The 1,058-nt window shown below is 60.2% G+C and carries 2 protein-coding genes; both read right to left on the bottom strand.

Annotated elements, in window-relative coordinates; all coding sequences use genetic code 11:
• Window positions 1–409, bottom strand: a 409-nt coding sequence (locus tag A1351_RS10525) for a hypothetical protein (RefSeq protein ID WP_198162332.1), incomplete at its 3' end; no start/stop codon positions are given.
• The coding region (locus tag A1351_RS25320) for a hypothetical protein (RefSeq protein WP_198162331.1) at window positions 397–1,058 on the bottom strand (662 nt) is incomplete at its 5' end. The genes A1351_RS10525 and A1351_RS25320, both read right to left, overlap by 13 nt.

Here is a 1,058-nt window from a genome sequence, read left to right as displayed (position 1 = left end):
CCCAGCTTGTGGGGCGACCGCTGCTGCCCGAGGATTCGTCGACGGTCACCCCTCGCGTCGGGAGGCGTCCATGCTTCACTCTCTGCTCGACGGGATAGGCTTTGACATAGCTCGTCTTATCCGTTTCGGGAATGACAGACAGATCCGGGACGAATTCGTCATCGAGGCAGATATCGGGCTTCCCGCCTCGCGACCCGATGTAATCTTTGTAGGCCGGAACGAGCCGATAGGCTTGGAAGTAACTGCGCCACGCGCGCCAGACGCCGATGCGCCACCTCAATTGTTCGAAGCCGGGCGTGAGTAACAGCCGGTAGAACGACGCCGATGACGCCAGAAGCAATTCAACAACGTCGACCGCGACGACCGCTGCGAAGGCGGCCGGTCGGAGGAAAGGCTTCAGGAGCCGCACAAAAGCACATCCTCGATCGGCGCCCGCCGACTTTGCGGAGGTTCCGAGCTCCGCCCGAGACGCAACAGCAACCATACGCTATCCTCCCCATTCGCCTCGCCCGGCAAGCCCAGATAGTCAATCATGTTCAGCCGCGCATTCTCGCTGGTGATCACCGAGCCGTAAGGATGCCAATAATAGCCGTGCCGCGTCAGTGTTAGCCAAAGGCGGATCATCGTCCTTCCGGCGATTACCCAATCCTCGCTGTCGGCATAGGGACCTCTCAGCCAGCCGATCGTCCCGATTCCTTTCATGGTCTGGCCATAGACCGCGCGAACGAGGTCGCGAACGCCAGGGAGCGTCCAGAAACGATGCTGGAGGAAGAAGCTTCGCAGAAGTGTCCCATTGAAAGTGAGGCACCGAGCTGAGAGACCATCTTTCAGCAAGTCTTCTTCACGCGCGTCGAACCGCAGCCATTTGACGAGTTCGGTCCTGAGTGCGTCGTCGTCGAGATCGTTGAACAGGGCTTGCTTGTTGAGCTCGACAACCCAGCCGATCGCGGCCCCGTCGCTTCGCGTTTCGAACTTGTGACCATGGCGCGCCGCCTCGTCCTCGAGGTCTCGAAGAATTTCGTGTGGGCACGAGGAACCATCATAGGGGAGGCGTGACG

This window comes from Methylosinus sp. R-45379 (assembly GCF_001644125.1).
Classification (GTDB): Bacteria; Pseudomonadota; Alphaproteobacteria; order Rhizobiales; family Beijerinckiaceae; genus Methylosinus.
The sequence above is the reverse complement of the archived record's forward strand: the minus strand, read 5'-3'. Positions and strand labels throughout refer to the sequence as shown.